A 17,073-nucleotide genomic window follows, 5' to 3' on the forward strand; every position below is an offset into this window, starting at 1 on the left:
AGGAGGGACTTTATGCCTGAGGGCAAAATTATTAAAGCATTAAGCGGATTTTATTATGTGCTAGATGAGTCTCTAGAAAGTGGCAAAGTAATTCAGTGTAGAGCGAGAGGGATTTTTCGTAAAAACAAAATAACTCCTCTTGTTGGAGATTATGTCGTCTATCAAGCAGATAACGATAAGGAAGGCTATTTGCTTGAAGTAAAAGAGCGGACAAACGAGCTGATTCGACCGCCTATTAGCAACGTTGATCAAGCGGTGCTCGTTTTCTCAGCAGCGGAGCCGACCTTTAGTACATCGCTTTTAGACAGATTCCTAGTGCTTGTTGAAGAGAGCCAGATTGAACCGATTATCTGCATCACAAAAATGGACTTGCTGAAAACAGAGCAAGAGCGAGAAGCGATTCAAGCCTATGCAGAAGACTATCGCCAAATTGGATACGACGTTCATTTAACATCTACGATCGAAGGGGATGGAATTGAAAAGCTGACTCCGCATTTCCATCACAAGATTACTGTATTTGCAGGTCAATCAGGTGTAGGGAAGTCTTCTCTCTTAAATGCGATGAGTCCTGATTTAGCACTGAAAACAAATGATATTTCCTCCCATCTTGGCAGGGGGAAACATACAACAAGACATGTGGAACTCATTCGAACGGCTGAAGGGCTTATTGCCGATACACCGGGATTCAGCTCACTTGAATTTACAGGTATCGAAGCGGAAGATTTAGGGCTCTATTTCTTAGAAATCAGAGAGAAGAGTGCAGAATGTAAATTCAGGGGCTGTTTGCACGTAAAAGAGCCTGGATGTGCGGTAAAAGAGGCAGTAGAAGACGATCGCATCAGAGAGTATCGCTATCAGCATTATTTAGAGTTTTTAACTGAAATTAAAGACAGAAAGCCGAGGTACTAAATCATGGTTTATATTGCCCCATCCATTTTATCAGCCGATTTCGCCAATCTTGCGAAAGATATCCGTGATGTGGAACAAGGTGGAGCGGATTATATTCATATTGATGTGATGGACGGTCATTTTGTACCGAATATGACATTTGGACCAAATGTAGTGGAAGCGATCAGGCCACATACAAAACTGCCGCTCGATGTTCACTTAATGATTGAGCAGCCAGACCAGTATATCCCTGCATTTGCAAAAGCGGGCGCTGATATTATTTCTGTTCATGTCGAGGCTTGTCCACACTTACATCGTACGATTCAGCATATAAAAGAACAAGGTGTCAAAGCAGGGGTTGTTTTAAACCCGCACACACCCGTTGCTCAAATCGCGCATGTATTAGAGGATGTTGACCTAGTCTTATTCATGACGGTGAACCCTGGTTTTGGCGGACAGGCGTTTATTCCTTCTGTTCTCTCAAAGGTAAAAGAAGTAAAGACACTTAGTGAACAAAAAGGCTTAACTGATTTACTCATTGAAATAGATGGCGGTGTCAATGTAGAGACAGCAAAGAGCTGCAAAGAAGCAGGCGCTAATTTACTTGTTGCCGGCTCAGCGGTATATGGGAAAGACGACCGCGCGGCGGCCATTCAGGCCATTCGAGAAGCATAAGAAAAAGAACCAAAGTCATTGTGATCTTTGGTTCTTTTTCAATGGAAAGGAGCGTAATCATGCACATACATATCGTAGCCGGCGGTCCTTTTGCGTACATTCCGTCGCTTGATCATGAAGCATCTGAGGAGGACATTCTCTGGGTCGGTGTAGACCGGGGAACCCTTTTCTTACTAGAGCATGGCATTGTACCTGACAGAGCATTTGGTGATTTTGATAGTGTGACAGAAGAAGAGCTTCATGAACTGAAAAAGAAATTGCCTGCGCTCAATCTATTTCAGGCAGAGAAAGATGAAACGGATTTAGAACTTGCGCTGAACTGGTCTTTGCGCCAGAATCCAGCACATATTCAAATCTACGGTATCACAGGCGGAAGAGCAGATCATTTTCTTGGAAATATCCATCTCCTTTATAAAGGCATTCAGCACAAACAGAGCATGACCCTTGTAGATAAGCAAAATATCATTCAAATGTTTGGACCTGGTACATACGACATCAAACAAGACCCGGATAAAAAATATGTGTCGTTTTTGCCCTTCGGTACATCGGTTGAAAAGCTGACATTAAAAGGTTTCAAATATCCTCTGAAAAATTGTCATATTGAGCCTGGTTCCACACTATGTATTAGTAACGAACTCATCCACTCAAATGGTACTTTTTCTTTTCATGAAGGCATATTAATAATGGTAAGAAGCAAAGATTGACCAACCTATCAATGTGGATGGCTGATTAAGCTCAATTGTGCTGCAAGCGGTACTTTTAGGAGGGGGACAAAATGAAATTTTATACAATCAAACTGCCTAGATTTCTTGGCGGCATTGTCCGTGCGATGCTTGGTTCATTTAAGAAAGATTAATGAGTAATCTCCTTTATTTCCACATAAAAACGCCTGCTACATTTAACTGTAGCAGGCGTTTACTCTTGCTTATACACGCTCAACTTTACCAGATTTCAAAGCTCGAGCTGATACATATACTCTTTTAGGCTTACCGTCCACTAGAATACGAACTTTTTGAAGGTTCGCGCCCCATGTACGTTTTGTAGAGTTCATTGCGTGAGAACGGTTGTTCCCAGCTTTTGTTTTTCTGCCTGTAATAACGCATTTACGTGCCATTTGTTTCCCTCCTAACTGCGAAAACATCATCATATTCTTCATATACGTACTTAGAGATGCCTCAAGATACTTTAATAATTTACCACAGCTTCAAGGGGTTTGCAAGGATTGTTTACTCCTCTTTCAAGAAAAATACCTTGACATCTTGATAAAAAATCAAGGCTATAGTATAAGTAGGATTGGGTCGGATTGAATGATTTCTTTTAAAAAGAAGGGTCTTATAGTAAAATAGTGATAACTCAGGGCAATTTCTCAAAAAGGGGGAACCAATGTGTCCATTGAACTTAGAACGAAATACGGACAAATTGATATATCAAATGAAGTCATTGCAATGGTGGCAGGAGGCGCTGCGATCGATTGCTATGGTATTGTTGGCATGGCGTCCAAAAATCAAATAAAGGACGGCTTGACGGATATTCTCCGCAAAGAGAACTTCAGCCGGGGTGTTCTTGTGCGTCAAAAAGAAGATCGCATTCATATTGATATGTACATCATCGTCAGCTACGGTACAAAAATATCAGAAGTCGCACATAATGTTCAAACGAAAGTCAAATATACGATTCATCACACGATTGGACTTTCAGTTGACTCAGTCAACATTTATGTACAAGGAGTAAAAGTTACGAACCCGTAGTAAGGAGGAAATATATTGTCTATTAGAAATCTGGGTGGCCGTTCATTTGCAAAAATGATTCTTGCAGGTGCTCACCATCTTTCTCAAAACGCACAAATTGTTGATGCGTTAAATGTTTTTCCAGTGCCAGACGGAGACACGGGGACAAATATGAATTTGTCAATGACTTCAGGGGCAAAAGCAGTTGAAGAAACAAATACCGATCACATTGGTAAGGTCGGGGTGGCTCTGTCGAAAGGGCTCTTAATGGGGGCAAGAGGAAACTCAGGTGTGATCCTGTCTCAGCTCTTCAGAGGTTTCAGCAAAAATATAGAACAAAAAGAAACAATTGACGCAAAAGAATTTGCGCTTGCCTTGCAGGCCGGTGTTGATACAGCATATAAAGCCGTCATGAAACCGATTGAAGGAACCATCTTAACGGTTGCAAAAGACGCAGCAAAGAAAGCGGTTGCTGTTTCAGCAACAGAAGATCAAATCGATCGTGTGCTTGAATTAACGATTGAGGAAGCAAGAGCATCACTTGACCGTACGCCAGATCTCCTTCCTGTTTTAAAAGAAGTTGGCGTTGTAGATAGCGGCGGTAAAGGACTTCTTTGTGTATATGAAGGTTTTCTTGCTTCATTAAGAGGAGAAGAACTTCCTCCTAAAACAGCCTCTTTGCCAACATTGAAAGAACTAGTCAGTGCAGAGCATCATAAAAGTGCACAAAGCCATATGAACACAGAAGATATTGAATTTGGCTATTGTACAGAATTTATGGTGAAATTTGAAGAAGACAAACAGTCCTTTGACGAAAATGCCTTCAGAGAAGAATTAAGCGAATTCGGAGATTCCCTTCTTGTGGTATCTGATGATACGCTTGCAAAAGTTCATATTCATGCAGAGCAGCCGGGAGATGTCTTATCATATGCCCAGCGCTACGGCAGCTTGATTAATATGAAAATTGAAAACATGAGAGAGCAGCATAGCTCGATCGTCAATGAAGAAAAAGATCACTCGCCTGCTGCACCAAAAGCAACAGCTGCTGAAAAACAGCGTTTTGGAGTAGTGAGTGTCGCAATGGGAGAAGGGATTGCTGACTTGTTTAAAAGTATCGGGGCATCCGTCGTCATTGAAGGCGGACAGACAATGAATCCGAGCACAGAAGACATTGTCAAAGCAATTGATAGCATTCATGCCGAAACCGTCTTTATCTTACCTAATAATTCTAATATTGTCATGGCAGCTAAACAGGCGGCAACTGTCTCAAGTCGTGAGGTCGTTGTTATTCCGACAAAGACCGTTCCTCAAGGAATGTCGGCACTTCTTTCTCTAAATGAAGCAGCTTCAAATGAAGACAATGAAGCAGCGATGTTAGAAGCGATTGATCATGTGAAAAGCGGCCAAATTACCTTTGCAGTGAGAGATACCCAAATTGATGGGATCGACATTGCCAAAGGCGATTATATGGGCCTATTCAATGGAAAAATCACCTTAACAGCTAAAAATCAATTAGATGCAGCAAAAGAGCTTTTGACCCAAATGGTGACAGAAGATGATGAGATTGTCACAATCATCAAAGGGGAAGATGCATCATCTGATGAGATGGAAGCTTTAGAAGCATATATTGAAGAAACATTTGAAGATGTAGAAGTTGAAGTCCACGATGGAAAACAGCCGCTTTATTCATATATTTTGGCTGTTGAATAAAGAAAGAAGGGCACATGAAGCCCTTCTTCTTCTTTTGCATTTTTTTACTATGTGTTCATCGGTGAAATGAGTTGCGGGAATCGAATGAATCCATTAGTCTAAAGGGAGTAACAAACCAATCTGTGATTGGTGATGAGAGGGGAAGACCTATGAAATTTAGAAGTGTGTTTGATATTATTGGACCCGTCATGATTGGTCCATCAAGTTCGCACACGGCGGGTGCGGCTCGTATTGGAAGAGTGGCTCGCAGCTTGTTCGGAAGGGAACCGAAACGAATGGTTGTGTCGTTTTATGGCTCTTTTAAAGATACGTATAAAGGACACGGGACAGATGTAGCCATTATCGGCGGTGTTCTTGACTTTGATACATTTGATGAACGAATCAAAACAGCGATCGATATTGCAAAAAGCAAAGAAATCGAGATTGAGTTTAAAGAAGAAGATGCGGTACCAGCGCATCCGAATACAGCAAAAGTAGAAATTTCAGATGCGAATGGAAGCCTTGAATTAATCGGCATTTCCATTGGCGGAGGTAAAATTGAAATCACAGAATTAAATGGCTTTGAACTGAGACTCTCAGGGAATCACCCGGCCATTCTTGTGGTGCATAACGACCGCTACGGGACAATTGCAGCAGTTGCCAATGTGTTAGCGAAATTTGCCATCAATATTGGTCATATGGAAGTGGCACGTAAAGAGGTCGGGCAAGAAGCACTCATGACGATTGAAGTGGATCAGAATATTGACCCAGCGGTTTTAACAGAGCTTGAGACGCTGCCAAACATTATTCAAGTCACACAAATAGCAGAGTAACAACAAGGAGGTTATGTATGATGTTTAAAAACGTCAAAGAACTCGTGCAGCTAACAGAAGAACGGAATACCTCCATTTCAGAAATTATGATTACTCAAGAAATGGAAGTGACAGGGAAATCACGTGAAGACATTTTCTCGCAGATGTACCGCAACCTAGAAGTGATGGAACAGGCTGTTGAAAACGGACTGAAAGGTGTGAAATCATTATCTGGTTTAACAGGCGGAGATGCTGTGAAACTTCAAGCATATATCGCATCAGGCAAGACATTGTCTGGTCATACCATTTTAGATGCTGTCAGTAAGGCAGTGGCAACAAATGAAGTGAATGCAGCAATGGGAACGATCTGTGCAACGCCTACAGCTGGCTCAGCAGGTGTTGTGCCAGGTACGCTTTTTGCGGTGAAAGAAACATTAAAGCCCACAAAGGAACAAATGGTCAGATTCCTATTTACATCTGGTGCATTTGGTTTTGTTGTGGCCAATAACGCAAGTATCTCTGGTGCAGCAGGCGGCTGTCAGGCAGAAGTAGGATCAGCATCAGGTATGGCAGCTGCCGCCATTGTAGAAATGGCAGGCGGTACGCCGCAGCAATCCGCTGAAGCTATGGCCATCACCCTAAAAAATATGCTAGGTCTTGTTTGCGATCCAGTCGCAGGGCTTGTGGAAGTACCATGTGTGAAACGAAACGCAATGGGCGCTTCTAATGCGATGATTGCAGCAGATATGGCACTTGCCGGTATTACAAGCCGCATCCCTTGTGATGAAGTCATTGATGCGATGTACAAAATTGGTCAAACGATGCCAACAGCTCTTCGTGAGACCGCACAAGGCGGACTTGCTGCAACACCGACAGCAAGGGAGCTTGAAAAGAAGATTTTCGGAGGTGTGACCTCATCTCGTGATACAGAAACTGCAAGATAATATCTCTGCCTTGAAAGGGATTGGAGAAGAAACAGAAAAAACACTAAATGAACTTGGAATCTACACAGTAGCTGATTTACTCGGCTACTTTCCTTATCGATATGACGACTATGAGCTTCGCTACTTAGAAGAAGTCAGGCATGACGAACGTGTCACAGTTGAAGGAAAAGTGCACAGTGAGCCCGTTCTCACCTATTATGGAAAAAAACGAAGCAGGCTGACATTCAGGCTGCTTGTCGGTCGTTTTTTGATTACAGCCATATGCTTCAATCGCCCCTATTTAAAACGAAGTCTTGCTTTAGGCGATACGGTATCTGTCACAGGCAAGTGGGATAAAAACCGGCAATCCATTATGGTGCAGGAATTTAAAAAAGGAACACACGAACAAGATGGCAGCATAGAACCCGTTTATTCGGTCAAAGAAAATGTAACCGTGAAGATGATGAGGCGATTTGTGAAACAAGCGTTGTCACTCTATGTAGACCACGCAGAAGATCCACTGCCAAAACAGCTTGTAACTGCTTATAAACTCATGTCTTATCAAGAAGCACTAAAAACCATTCATCTCCCTGAAACAAGAGACTCGCTCAAGCAAGCAAGACGGCGCTTCGTGTATGAGGAGTTTCTCATCTTTCAGCTGAAGATGCAGGCGATCAGAAAAAAAGAACGAGAAAAGACAACAGGCATCCAGCATCCGTTCTCAAAAGACGCGGTCTTTGAGTTTGTTCATAGCCTGCCGTTCCCGCTGACAAAAGCACAATCAAGAGTGCTTGATGAAATTATGTCAGATATGGCATCCCCGTACCGAATGAATCGGCTTCTTCAAGGGGATGTTGGATCGGGGAAAACAGCTGTTGCGGCAATTGCCCTTTACGCCGCTCATTTATCCGGCTTTCAAGGTGCGCTGATGGTGCCAACTGAAATTTTGGCAGAACAGCATGCCGATTCACTGTATCAGCTATTTGAAAAATGGGGGCTAAATATTGCTCTTTTGACGAGTTCAGTGAAAGGAAAGCGTCGCAGAGAACTGCTTGAACGTCTGAAGGAGGGCGAGATTGATATTTTAGTCGGCACGCATGCCCTTATTCAGGACGAGGTGGAATTTCAGCAGCTTGGTCTTGTCATTACAGATGAACAGCACAGGTTCGGCGTGGAACAGCGGAAAAAACTGCGAAGCAAAGGACAGGACCCAGATGTTTTGTTTATGACCGCAACGCCGATTCCAAGAACGCTTGCCATTACAGTATTTGGAGAAATGGACGTCTCTGTCATTGATGAGCTGCCAGCTGGCCGAAAGCAGATTGAAACGTATTGGGTGAAGCATGACATGCTTGAGCGGATTCTTGCTTTTGTTGATAAAGAGCTGAGAAAAGGCAGACAAGCGTATATTATTTGTCCACTTATAGAAGAATCAGACAAGCTGGATGTGCAAAATGCGATTGATGTTCACAGCATGCTGACAGAGGCGTATCGCGGCAAGTGGTCGATCGGCTTAATGCACGGGAAACTCGCAAGTGATGAAAAAGATCAAGTGATGAGAGATTTCACTTCCAATGAAGTGCAAATCCTAGTGTCAACGACAGTTGTTGAAGTTGGCGTCAACGTGCCAAATGCGACCATCATGGTCATTTATGATGCGGACCGCTTTGGACTGTCACAGCTTCATCAGTTAAGAGGCCGGGTCGGACGCGGAGAGCATCAATCTTTTTGTATTTTAATGGCGGACCCTAAATCAGAGACCGGTAAAGAGCGTATGCGGATCATGTCTGAAACAACGGATGGCTTTGAACTGTCTGAAAAGGACTTAGAACTAAGAGGCCCTGGCGACTTCTTTGGCAAGAAACAAAGCGGAATGCCTGAATTCAAAGTGGCGGATATGGTTCATGACTATAGAGCACTTGAAACCGCTAGAAAAGATGCGGCAGAGCTCGTGCAGTCTGAAGCCTTTTGGACAGACCCTGAATACAAAGAACTTAGGCAAACTCTTGTAGACAGTGGTGTGCTTGGCGGAGATAAATTGAGCTGATCAAGCGCTGGGGGAATTTACTTGTCTTTTTGAAACAAGGATTGATTTATCATCTATGAGATTATATACTACTATTAGTACCTAGTCATAAATGTACGGATGGTGTCTGCATATGAAACTAAATAAAAAAGAACGACAAAGGCTTCTCCAGCAAACGATCAGCTCGACTCCGTTCATTACTGATGAAGAATTGGCAAGTAAATTCAGTGTAAGCATTCAAACGGTTCGTCTTGACCGTTTGGAACTGTCAATCCCTGAATTACGTGAACGAATTAAGCACGTTGCCGAAAAGACATTAGAGGATGAAGTGAAGTCTCTTCCGCTGGATGAAGTCATTGGAGAAATGATTGATGTAGAGCTTGATGATCAAGCGATTTCCATTTTTGAAGTGAGAAAAGAGCATGTATTCAGCCGTAACCAAATTGCCAGGGGACATCATCTTTTTGCCCAGGCAAATTCGCTGGCAGTAGCCGTCATCGACGATGAACTGGCTTTGACAGCAAAAGCAAATATTAAGTTTACAAGGCAGGTCAAACAAGGCGAAAGAGTTGTCTCAAAAGCCAAAGTTGCCTCACATGATAAAGAAAAAGGCAGAACCGTAGTTGAAGTAAACAGCTATGTAGGTGAGGAAGTTGTCTTCTCAGGCGATTTCGTCATGTATCGCTCAAAACAAAAGTAAAAGGTGGCACATAACATGAGAATTGCAGTCGATGCAATGGGGGGAGATCATGCCCCTAAAGCCATTATTGACGGTGTGCAAAAAAGCTTAGAAGCATTTTCAGATATCGAGATTACACTTGTCGGCGATGAAAGCAAGATCAAATCATACATAACAAATCATGAACGCATCACGATCTTAGATGCAAAAGAAGTCATTGAACCAACGGATGAACCAGTGCGTGCAGTTAGGCGTAAAAAGGACTCTTCTATGGTGAAAATGGCGCAGGAAGTTTCAGAAGGAAGAGCAGATGCCTGTATTTCAGCTGGAAATACTGGGGCACTCATGACAGCAGGTCTGTTTATCGTAGGCAGAATTGATGGCATTGACAGACCAGCACTTGCTCCGACGTTGCCAACACTTGATGGCAGCGGGTTCTTATTATTGGATGTCGGCGCAAACGTTGATGCAAAGCCAGAGCATCTTGTGCAATATGCCATGATGGGATCTATTTACACAGAGCATGTCTTCCCGAAGAGCAATCCACGCGTTGGACTTTTAAATGTCGGGACAGAAGATAAAAAAGGCAACGATTTAACGAAAAAAACCTTTGAATTATTAAAAGCATCAAATTTGAATTTCATAGGAAATGTAGAATCGCGTGACTTATTAGAAGGTGTAGCAGATGTCGTTGTCACAGATGGTTTCACGGGGAATATCGCCCTTAAAACGATCGAAGGCACAGCCCTTTCTGTTTTTAAAATGCTGAAAGAAACCTTAACATCCAGCTTCACAGCAAAAATAGCAGCAGGTATGATGAAGCCAAAATTAATGCAGATGAAATCTAAAATGGATTACTCCGAATATGGTGGTGCCGCTTTATTTGGTTTAAAAGCACCCGTTATTAAAGCGCATGGTTCCTCTGATGAAAATGCGATTTTTCATGCCATTCGTCAGGCGCGCGATATCGTTAAAAAAGACGTTTCAGCTATCATTCATCAAGAAGTTCAAAAAGAAGACACGAATGAGTCGTAATGGAGGTAGAGCAGCATGAGTAAAATTGCTTTTTTATTCCCAGGCCAAGGCTCTCAAAAAATTGGCATGGGAAAAGATTTATTTGACCAAGAAGCAGCATCTAAAGCTGTGTTTGAAGAAGCAGATCAGACCCTTGGTTTTGATTTATCTTCAATGATTTTTGAAGGAGATGCAGAAGAACTGACGCTGACATATAATGCACAGCCAGCTCTTTTAACGACAAGCATCGCGATCTTAAAGAAATTTGAAGAGAGCGGAATCAAAGCAGATTATGCAGCAGGGCACAGCCTGGGTGAATATACAGCCCTTGTTGCAGCGGGAGCTCTTTCGTTTAAAGATGCCGTTTTCGCAGTGAGAAAGCGCGGCGAATTAATGAATGAAGCCGTTCCAGCAGGAGAAGGCGCAATGGCGGCGATTCTTGGCTTAGACCAAGCAGCGCTTGTAGAAGTGACAAAAGAAGTGACAGAAAGCGGTCATCTTGTAGAACTTGCGAACTTAAACTGTCCGGGCCAAATCGTCATCTCTGGTACAGCAAAAGGTGTGGAACTTGCATCAGAGAAAGCGAAAGAAAAGGGCGCAAAACGTGCAATTCCACTTGAAGTGAGTGGACCTTTCCATTCTGCATTAATGAAACCAGCAGCTGAAAAATTCACAGATGTATTATCTAAATTAGACATTTCTGATGCCGCGACGCCAGTCATTTCAAACGTAACAGCAGACATCGTGACATCACGTAATGAAATTGAAACGAAGCTGATTGAACAATTGTATTCTCCTGTTCGATTTGAAGAAAGTGTAGAACGCTTGATTGACTTAGGCGTGACAACATTTATTGAAATTGGTCCTGGTAAAGTGCTCTCAGGTCTTGTGAAAAAAGTCAATCGCCGCCTGACGACCATCTCTGTATCAGATCAAGAAACAATTGAAGCTGCAATTCAAACACTCAAGGGGGATTCTTGATGCTTACAAATAAAACAGCCGTTGTAACAGGTGCATCACGGGGTATTGGCCGTTCGATTGCGATCGATTTGGCGAAAAAAGGTGCCAATGTTGTGGTGAACTATTCAGGCAACGAAGCAAAAGCAAATGAAGTCGTCGATGAGATCAAAGCGCTTGGCCAGCAGGCTTTTGCTGTCAAAGCGGATGTGTCAAATGCAGAAGAAGTACAGGCATTAATGAAACAAGCCGTTGATACATTTGGTTCAATCGATATTCTTGTGAATAATGCTGGCATTACAAAGGACAACCTGCTCATGAGAATGAAAGAAAATGAATGGGATGATGTCATTAACATAAACTTAAAAGGTGTCTTCAACTGTACAAAAGCTGTAACACGTCAAATGATGAAACAGCGCAGCGGAAGAATCATCAATGTAGCCTCTGTTGTCGGCGTATGTGGAAACCCTGGACAAGCAAACTATGTTGCAGCAAAAGCTGGTGTGATCGGTTTAACGAAAACAACAGCGAAAGAGCTGGCAAGCCGTCATATTACAGTCAATGCCGTAGCACCAGGCTTTATTTCTACTGATATGACAGACAAGCTTGATGACAATGTTCAAACAGAAATGCTTAAGCAAATCCCGCTCGCACGCTTTGGTGCGCCTGAAGATATAAGCAACGTTGTTGTCTTTTTAGCTTCAGAAGGAGCAGGTTATATTACAGGCCAAACCATCCAAGTGGATGGCGGAATGGTCATGTCTTAAGAAATATCAAAATTTCGTTAGGTTTTCTCTAGTTTTTTAAAAACGAATCAACTATAATACTTTGAGGGGAGGTGAAAGGCAATGGCAGACGTATTAGAGCGTGTATCAAAAATTATTGTAGACCGCCTTGGCGTTGATGAGGCTGACGTGAAAATGGAAGCTTCATTTAAAGAAGATTTAGGCGCTGATTCCCTTGATGTAGTTGAGCTAGTTATGGAACTTGAAGATGAGTTCGATATGGAAATTTCTGACGAAGATGCTGAAAAAATTGCAACAGTCGGTGACGCTGTGAACTACATAAATAGCCAGCAATAAGCGTAACAAAGTCCCGTCTATTTTCATGGCGGGACTTTGAAAATTTATGTTAGTTTCAACATATTCAGCTGATCAATTGTCAGCCTTTTTCAGATGCTAAGGAGCACGGTTTCCTTGCATGTAGAAAGAGAGACTCCATATAATCAGTATCCTTAAAGGCGATGACGCCTACCTGGAGGTTGCTATGCCAAAACAATATAAAGACAAACAGAAACAGAGCAAAAAACTAGAGCAATTCAGAGAATTTCAGCAGCGCATTTCTGTACACTTTAAAAATGAAAAACTACTCTATCAAGCCTTTACACATTCCTCTTATGTGAATGAACATCGGAAAAAACCTTATGAGGATAATGAAAGACTTGAATTTTTAGGAGACGCTGTTTTAGAATTGACGATCTCACAGTTCTTATTTGCAAAATATCCAGCCATGAGCGAAGGAGATTTGACCAAACTGAGAGCGGCGATTGTATGTGAGCCATCACTTGTGTCATTAGCGCATGAGCTGTCCTTCGGAGACCTTGTTCTTTTAGGAAAAGGGGAAGAAATGACAGGCGGCAGAAAGCGCCCGGCACTCTTAGCAGACGTATTTGAGGCGTTTATCGGAGCGCTTTATTTAGATCAAGGACTTGAGCCTGTTGAACGATTCCTAGAAGCCTATGTGTACCCTAAAATTAATGACGGAGCATTCTCACATGTCATGGACTTTAAAAGCCAGCTTCAAGAATTTGTTCAGCGAGATGGAAAAGGTGTGCTTGAATACCGAATCCTGCATGAAAAAGGTCCAGCACATAACCGGGAATTTGAAGCAAATGTATCCCTTAGGGGAGAAGTGCTCGGGATTGGAAATGGCCGTTCAAAAAAAGAAGCCGAACAGCATGCTGCACAGGAAGCACTTGCTAAATTACAGAAACATCATATGAACCAATAAAATCCCCCTCGTGATTCAGGGGGATTTCACTCTGTTTTCCATCATCTTTTTTCAGTTCATATGGTAAGATAATAGTACTTTAAATACATAAGGAGGATCACTCTCATGTTCCTCAAACGTTTAGACGTGATAGGATTCAAATCTTTCGCACAGCGGGTGACCGTAGACTTTGTCAAAGGGGTTACAGCTGTTGTTGGACCAAACGGAAGCGGCAAAAGTAATATTACCGATGCGATCCGCTGGGTACTTGGAGAACAATCAGCGAAAAGCCTCCGCGGAGGAAAAATGGAAGACATCATTTTTGCAGGAAGTGACTCAAGAAAACGAGTCAACTTAGCAGAAGTGACATTAACGCTCGATAACGAAGATCACTTTTTGCCGATCGATTTTCACGAAGTCAGTGTGACAAGAAGAGTCTATCGTTCTGGAGAAAGTGAATTTCTCATTAACAATCAATCTGTCCGCTTAAAGGATATTATTGATCTTTTCATGGATTCAGGTCTTGGAAAAGAAGCTTTTTCGATCATCAGCCAAGGGAAGGTAGAAGAGATTCTATCGAGTAAAGCTGAAGAAAGACGTAGCATCTTTGAAGAAGCAGCTGGTGTCCTGAAATATAAAACAAGAAAGAAAAAAGCCGAAAATAAACTGTTTGAAACGCAGGACAACTTAAACCGGGTGGAAGATATTCTGCATGAACTAGAAGATCAAGTAGAACCACTAAGAATGCAGGCATCTATTGCAAAAGACTATCTGCAAAAGAAAGAAGAACTTGAAAATGTAGAAATTGCTCTCACCGTCCATGATATTGAAGCACTGCACGAAAAATGGACAACACTTGGTGAAGCTGTCGAGCGGTTCAAACAGGATGAAATGAAGCAGTCCACAGACATTCAAGCGAAGGAAGCCAAAATCGAAGAATCGAGAGACCGTATTCAGGCGCTTGACGATTCGATTCATGACCTACAAGAAGTCCTCCTTTTCACAAGTGAAGAACTAGAAAAGCTTGAAGGGAAAAAAGAAGTTCTAAAAGAACGGAAAAAAAATGCGGCCGCTAACCAAGGGCAGCTAGAAGACACGCTCGTGCGTTTAACCGAAAAACAGGCGTTGTTAACGGAAAAGATTGAACAGCAGAAAGTCACACGTGACAGCCTGCAAACAGAAGTGCAGCAGCTAAAAGATGAAGTGAACACAAAACAGCATCAGCTGTCTCTTCATAGTGAAGATGTGGAAGGGCAAATTGAACAGCTGAAAAGCGATTATTTTGACCTATTAAACGAGCAAGCTTCTATCCGAAACGAACGTAAATTACTAGAAGAACAGCAGCGCCAAGCAGCCTTGCAGCTAGAGCGGTTAACGCAAAATAATCAGAAACATATCGAAGAACGGGTATCTGTGAAGGAAAAGAAAACAGAAGCCGAGCAGCAGCTTTCAGAACGAGAAGAAGACATTTTGGCTCAGGTGAAACGCTTTAGAGAAGCGGAACAAAAGCTAGAGCAGATGAAACGTCAATACGAGAAAAAAGAAACGGCTCTTTACCAAGCCTATCAATATGTACAGCAGGCAAAATCTAAAAAAGAAATGCTTGAATCCATGCAGGAAGACTTCTCAGGATTTTTCCAAGGAGTGAAAGAGGTTTTAAAGGCAAAGGATCGGTTAGGTGGTATTCACGGGGCGATTGCAGAGCTGATTCAAACAGAGCAGCAGCATGAAACAGCGATTGAAATTGCACTTGGCGCAGCCACGCAGCATGTCGTTACTGAAAATGAAGCGGCTGCCAGACAGGCCATTGGATACTTAAAGCAGCATTCCTTTGGGCGTGCGACCTTCCTGCCGATGAACGTCATCAAAGAACGAACCATTCAGTTCAGAGATATTCAAACAGCTGAGCAGCATGACGCATTTATCGGCGTAGCGAGTCACCTCGTTTCCTTTGACGAAAAGTATGAAAAAGTCATACAGAATTTGCTTGGAACGGTCCTGATTGTTCAAGACTTAAAAGGTGCCAATGAGCTGGCAAAAATGCTTGGACATCGTTACCGGATCGTGACCCTTGACGGGGACGTCGTGAACCCAGGCGGTTCAATGACTGGGGGCGGCGTAAAGAAAAAGAACAATTCCCTCCTCTCCAGAAACCGAGAGATTGAAACATTAACAAAGCAGCTCGTCGAAATGGAAGAAAAAACAACGATCCTTGAAAAAGAAACAAAAGAAACGAAGCAATCGATTGCCGCAAGCGAAGTCCAGTTAAATGAACTGCGTCAGCGCGGCGAAATTCTTCGAGAAAAGCAGCAAGAGTTAAAAGGGACATTATATGAACTGCAAGTAGCTGAAAAAAATATTAACGCTCATCTAGAGCTTTATGATCAAGAAAAAGAAGAGTTGCAGCAGCGCTCTAGCGAACTTGCGAGCAAGGACAAAGAGCAGGCAGCCCTTGAAACATCTATAGGTGAGAAATTGGCCTCTCTTGACGAAGAGATCAACACGTTAACAAAACGGAAGCAGACCCAAAGCTCAACGAAAGAAACCATTTCTTCCGAATTAACAGAGCTGAAAATCTCGCTTGCCAAAAAAGAGCAGTCTTTAGCAAATGAACAAGAAAAACTTTCGAGCTTAACGGCTGAATTAGAAGAGGCTGAAAAGACGCTGACGGAAACAAAAGAAGATTTGTCCCTCTTAACAAGTGAAATGTCATCCAGCTCAAGCGGTGCAGAACAACTGGAAGAAGCGGCAAAAGAGAAACTGGAACATAAAAACAAAACGACAGCGCTTATCTCAGAGCGGCGCAAACAGCGCCTGGCTCTTTCTGAAACATTAGAATTCGCAGAACGTGAACTGAAAGAGCAAAAACGCCTATATAAACAGCTCACGACAAGCTTAAAAGATGAAGAGATCAAGCTTGGCCGCATGGAAGTTGAACTTGATAACCTCATCGCCTATTTAAACGAAGAGTATGCCCTTTCGTTTGAAGGAGCAAAAGAAATGTATCATCTGACCCTATCGCCGGATGAAGCAAGAAAACGCGTAAAATTGATCAAACTAGCCATTGAAGAGCTTGGAACAGTGAACATAGGCAGTATTGACGAGTATGAACGTGTGAATGAACGTTTTCTTTTCTTAACAGAACAGCGTAATGATCTGACAGAAGCAAAAAATACGTTATTCCAAGTTATTGAAGAAATGGATCAGGAGATGACGAAACGTTTCTCTGAGACATTCTCTCAAATCCGCGGGCATTTTGAATCTGTTTTCCAAGCATTATTTGGCGGGGGAAGAGCAGACCTTAAGCTGACAGATCCAAACGATTTACTAAACTCAGGCGTCGATATTGTGGCGCAGCCGCCGGGGAAAAAGCTTCAAAATCTAAGCCTGCTTTCAGGCGGAGAAAGAGCATTAACAGCCATCGCTTTATTATTCTCGATCTTAAAAGTGAGACCAGTTCCATTCTGTGTGCTGGATGAGGTAGAAGCGGCGCTTGATGAAGCGAATGTGTTCCGCTTTGCCCAGTATTTAAAGAAATACAGCCAAGAAACACAGTTCATTGTCATTACACACCGAAAAGGAACCATGGAAGAAGCAGATGTTCTATACGGTGTCACGATGCAGGAGTCAGGTGTCTCAAAACTAGTATCTGTCAAACTAGAGGAAACGAAAGAGCTTGTCCAGTAATTAAAGG

At 42.6% G+C, this 17,073-nt stretch carries 17 protein-coding genes; 16 read left to right on the forward strand and 1 reads right to left on the reverse strand.

What is annotated here, in order from left to right; all coding sequences use genetic code 11:
• Nucleotides 1–12: 12 nt before the first annotated feature.
• From rsgA to spoVM, 4 genes are all read left to right on the forward strand, one after another.
• On the forward strand, nt 13–909 hold the full coding sequence (gene rsgA / locus NST57_RS08315; protein WP_224563370.1) for a ribosome small subunit-dependent GTPase A: 897 nt from the start codon (nt 13–15) through the stop codon (nt 907–909).
• Nucleotides 910–912: 3 nt separating this feature from the next.
• The gene (gene rpe / locus NST57_RS08320; RefSeq protein ID WP_341298381.1) at nt 913–1,563 is read left to right on the forward strand and encodes a ribulose-phosphate 3-epimerase; all 651 of its coding nucleotides are present in this window, start codon (nt 913–915) and stop codon (nt 1,561–1,563) included.
• A gap of 59 nt (nt 1,564–1,622) precedes the next feature.
• A complete protein-coding gene (locus NST57_RS08325; protein ID WP_341298382.1) occupies nt 1,623–2,267 on the forward strand; it encodes a thiamine diphosphokinase in 645 nt (214 codons plus the stop codon).
• Between the two features lie 71 nt (nt 2,268–2,338).
• Nucleotides 2,339–2,419, forward strand: a complete 81-nt coding sequence (spoVM, locus tag NST57_RS08330) for a stage V sporulation protein SpoVM (RefSeq protein ID WP_008354550.1) — start codon at nt 2,339–2,341, stop codon at nt 2,417–2,419.
• A 69-nt stretch (nt 2,420–2,488) separates the two neighbouring features.
• On the opposite strand, the gene rpmB is transcribed toward spoVM, so the two are convergent.
• Entirely contained in the window at nt 2,489–2,677 is a 189-nt protein-coding gene (rpmB, locus tag NST57_RS08335; protein ID WP_003212514.1) for a 50S ribosomal protein L28, read from the reverse strand.
• A gap of 271 nt (nt 2,678–2,948) precedes the next feature.
• On the opposite strand from rpmB, the gene NST57_RS08340 reads away from it, so the two are divergent.
• From NST57_RS08340 to smc, 12 genes are all read left to right on the forward strand, one after another.
• A complete protein-coding gene (locus NST57_RS08340) occupies nt 2,949–3,311 on the forward strand; it encodes an Asp23/Gls24 family envelope stress response protein (RefSeq protein WP_008344871.1) in 363 nt (120 codons plus the stop codon).
• A 15-nt stretch (nt 3,312–3,326) separates the two neighbouring features.
• A complete protein-coding gene (locus NST57_RS08345) occupies nt 3,327–5,000 on the forward strand; it encodes a DAK2 domain-containing protein (protein WP_341298383.1) in 1,674 nt (557 codons plus the stop codon).
• Between the two features lie 149 nt (nt 5,001–5,149).
• On the forward strand, nt 5,150–5,812 hold the full coding sequence (gene sdaAB, locus NST57_RS08350) for an L-serine ammonia-lyase, iron-sulfur-dependent subunit beta (RefSeq protein WP_341298384.1): 663 nt from the start codon (nt 5,150–5,152) through the stop codon (nt 5,810–5,812).
• A 20-nt stretch (nt 5,813–5,832) separates the two neighbouring features.
• Nucleotides 5,833–6,735, forward strand: a complete 903-nt coding sequence (gene sdaAA / locus NST57_RS08355) for an L-serine ammonia-lyase, iron-sulfur-dependent, subunit alpha (RefSeq protein WP_008354543.1) — start codon at nt 5,833–5,835, stop codon at nt 6,733–6,735.
• Entirely contained in the window at nt 6,713–8,761 is a 2,049-nt protein-coding gene (gene recG, locus NST57_RS08360) for an ATP-dependent DNA helicase RecG (RefSeq protein WP_341298385.1), read from the forward strand. Before sdaAA ends, recG begins: the two co-directional genes overlap by 23 nt.
• Before the next feature lie 112 nt (nt 8,762–8,873).
• Nucleotides 8,874–9,440 carry a transcription factor FapR gene (gene fapR / locus NST57_RS08365; RefSeq protein ID WP_142155023.1) on the forward strand — a complete coding sequence of 189 codons (567 nt, stop codon included), beginning with the start codon at nt 8,874–8,876 and terminating at the stop codon, nt 9,438–9,440.
• A 15-nt stretch (nt 9,441–9,455) separates the two neighbouring features.
• Nucleotides 9,456–10,454 (forward strand): phosphate acyltransferase PlsX, encoded by a 999-nt coding sequence (plsX, locus tag NST57_RS08370; RefSeq protein WP_341298386.1) that lies wholly within the window; start codon nt 9,456–9,458, stop codon nt 10,452–10,454.
• A gap of 15 nt (nt 10,455–10,469) precedes the next feature.
• Nucleotides 10,470–11,414, forward strand: coding sequence for an ACP S-malonyltransferase (gene fabD, locus NST57_RS08375; protein WP_046343522.1), 945 nt, complete (start codon nt 10,470–10,472; stop codon nt 11,412–11,414).
• Nucleotides 11,414–12,157, forward strand: coding sequence for a 3-oxoacyl-[acyl-carrier-protein] reductase (gene fabG / locus NST57_RS08380; RefSeq protein WP_142155025.1), 744 nt, complete (start codon nt 11,414–11,416; stop codon nt 12,155–12,157). Before fabD ends, fabG begins: the two co-directional genes overlap by 1 nt.
• Before the next feature lie 81 nt (nt 12,158–12,238).
• The gene (gene acpP / locus NST57_RS08385) at nt 12,239–12,472 is read left to right on the forward strand and encodes an acyl carrier protein (RefSeq protein ID WP_003212028.1); all 234 of its coding nucleotides are present in this window, start codon (nt 12,239–12,241) and stop codon (nt 12,470–12,472) included.
• A gap of 184 nt (nt 12,473–12,656) precedes the next feature.
• Nucleotides 12,657–13,400 (forward strand): ribonuclease III, encoded by a 744-nt coding sequence (gene rnc / locus NST57_RS08390; RefSeq protein ID WP_008344850.1) that lies wholly within the window; start codon nt 12,657–12,659, stop codon nt 13,398–13,400.
• A gap of 105 nt (nt 13,401–13,505) precedes the next feature.
• Nucleotides 13,506–17,066, forward strand: coding sequence for a chromosome segregation protein SMC (smc, locus tag NST57_RS08395; RefSeq protein WP_341298387.1), 3,561 nt, complete (start codon nt 13,506–13,508; stop codon nt 17,064–17,066).
• The last annotated feature ends 7 nt before the right edge of the window (nt 17,067–17,073 follow it).

Source organism: Bacillus sp. FSL M8-0077 (genome assembly GCF_038050255.1).
Taxonomy (GTDB): domain Bacteria; phylum Bacillota; class Bacilli; order Bacillales; family Bacillaceae; genus Bacillus; species Bacillus altitudinis.

What these genes read in the sequence shown, in the direction of transcription:
- spoVM (WP_008354550.1), top strand. Translation starts at nt 2,339, where the DNA reads ATGAAATTTTATACAATCAAACTGCCTAGATTTCTTGGCGGCATTGTC.
- smc (WP_341298387.1), top strand. Translation starts at nt 13,506, where the DNA reads ATGTTCCTCAAACGTTTAGACGTGATAGGATTCAAATCTTTCGCACAG.
- rnc (WP_008344850.1), top strand. Translation starts at nt 12,657, where the DNA reads ATGCCAAAACAATATAAAGACAAACAGAAACAGAGCAAAAAACTAGAG.
- NST57_RS08325 (WP_341298382.1), top strand. Translation starts at nt 1,623, where the DNA reads ATGCACATACATATCGTAGCCGGCGGTCCTTTTGCGTACATTCCGTCG.
- rsgA (WP_224563370.1), top strand. Translation starts at nt 13, where the DNA reads ATGCCTGAGGGCAAAATTATTAAAGCATTAAGCGGATTTTATTATGTG.
- fabG (WP_142155025.1), top strand. Translation starts at nt 11,414, where the DNA reads ATGCTTACAAATAAAACAGCCGTTGTAACAGGTGCATCACGGGGTATT.
- sdaAB (WP_341298384.1), top strand. Translation starts at nt 5,150, where the DNA reads ATGAAATTTAGAAGTGTGTTTGATATTATTGGACCCGTCATGATTGGT.
- acpP (WP_003212028.1), top strand. Translation starts at nt 12,239, where the DNA reads ATGGCAGACGTATTAGAGCGTGTATCAAAAATTATTGTAGACCGCCTT.
- rpmB (WP_003212514.1), bottom strand. Translation starts at nt 2,677, where the DNA reads ATGGCACGTAAATGCGTTATTACAGGCAGAAAAACAAAAGCTGGGAAC.
- fapR (WP_142155023.1), top strand. Translation starts at nt 8,874, where the DNA reads ATGAAACTAAATAAAAAAGAACGACAAAGGCTTCTCCAGCAAACGATC.
- fabD (WP_046343522.1), top strand. Translation starts at nt 10,470, where the DNA reads ATGAGTAAAATTGCTTTTTTATTCCCAGGCCAAGGCTCTCAAAAAATT.
- rpe (WP_341298381.1), top strand. Translation starts at nt 913, where the DNA reads ATGGTTTATATTGCCCCATCCATTTTATCAGCCGATTTCGCCAATCTT.
- sdaAA (WP_008354543.1), top strand. Translation starts at nt 5,833, where the DNA reads ATGTTTAAAAACGTCAAAGAACTCGTGCAGCTAACAGAAGAACGGAAT.
- plsX (WP_341298386.1), top strand. Translation starts at nt 9,456, where the DNA reads ATGAGAATTGCAGTCGATGCAATGGGGGGAGATCATGCCCCTAAAGCC.